1 pseudogene is annotated in these 1,359 nt (G+C 80.7%); it reads right to left on the reverse strand.

Features of this window, described 5'->3' with window-relative positions:
* Nucleotides 1–476: pseudogene (locus HYE82_RS36555) on the reverse strand (iron transporter); the annotation flags it as partial.
* Nucleotides 477–1,359 lie beyond the last annotated feature (883 nt).

Raw genomic sequence — 1,359 nt, forward strand, 5'->3', positions numbered from 1 at the left:
GGGGTGGGCCGTGCGCGCCGGTCGGCGATGAACTCGGCGGTCCGCCGTACCGAGTCGGCAACCCGGCTGGCGAGGGCGGTGCCGCCGCGGCCGAAGGGGCCGGCGGGGCTGCCCTCGCGGGCGAGGAGCGAGACGAGGGTGACGGCGTCCAAGGCCGGGGCGTGGGCCGGGGCGCCTTCGAGCCGGGCAGGTGCGAAGCGGTGCCAGCCGGAAGGGGACCAATAGCGGACGGCAATGAGCAGGGCGGTGCCGGACGCGGGGAGGGGGATGCGGAGCAGGGTGCCGACGGGGCCGTCGGGACGGCCGATGCCGTTCTCGCGGACCCAGCACCGCAGGAGGTTCTCCACCGTCGCGGCCTCGGCGGCGGTGGCCGGGTCGGGGTGGTCCAACAGGTCGGGCAGCATCGCTGGTTCGGGGCCGACCAGGCCCGCGGAGCCTACGCGGGGGCGGAACGCGCCGTGGTTCTGGCGGGGCAGCAGGGCCCCGGCAGCGGGGGGCAGCGGCAGGGACGCCGGGCGCGGGTCGGCTCCTCCCTCGGTGCGCTCGCTCCCGTCGGCTGCGCGTCCGCTCGGCCGGGCAGGGCTGCCGCGGTCCTGCTGGGGACGGGCCTGCGGGGCCGGCCCTGGGGCGGCGCCCCCGGTATCGGGCCCGGCGCCGGCCGTCGGGCCGCCCGCGTCCCGCTCGGCCTGCGGGGCTTCGGCCGCCGCCGGGCGCGGGGGGCTGGGGGGCGTGGCAGCGTGTGCCGACGCCTGCGGGGCCGCGGGCGGAGCCCCCTGCGCCGGTGTGCCACCCGCGTCCGGGACCCCGCGGTCACCGGAACCGGGGGCGGCCGCCGGTCGAGCTGTACCGGGCTGCTCGACCCGGGCGGTTCCGGGGCTGTCGGCCTGCATGGTGTGCCGGTCCGCCTCTGGAGGGCCCGGCCTCGCGGCTCGGGCCGCGGGGGCACCGGTCGGCGGTACGGCGGGCGCGAGGTGCCGCGTGCCGGCGTGCCCGCCCGGCGCCTGCAGAGCCTCCGGGCCACCCTCCGACCCGGCGGCCTCGGCCGCTGACGGGGCGCTTTCCGACCTGGCGGTCTCGGCCACCGTGGGGGCGCTTCCCGACCCGGCGGGCCTGGCCGGGGTGGGCTGTGGAAGGCCTGCGGGCGGGGGTGGCGCTGCGGGCGCGGGAGCCCGGCCGACGGGTGGCTCGGCAGGCCGGGCAGTTGGTGGATCGTGCGGGGGCCGGGCTCGATCCTCCAACCCGGCGGGCTTGGCCGGGGTCGGCTGCGGTGCAGGCGCAGGCGCCTGCCCGACGGGTGGGTCGGGCAGGCGGGCTGCAGGGTCACGGTCCCCTGCTGGGGCGGTGGGCTGGGGGGTGCTG

The sequence above is a fragment of the Streptomyces sp. BR123 genome, assembly GCF_013401435.1.
Taxonomy (GTDB): Bacteria; Actinomycetota; Actinomycetes; order Streptomycetales; family Streptomycetaceae; genus Streptomyces.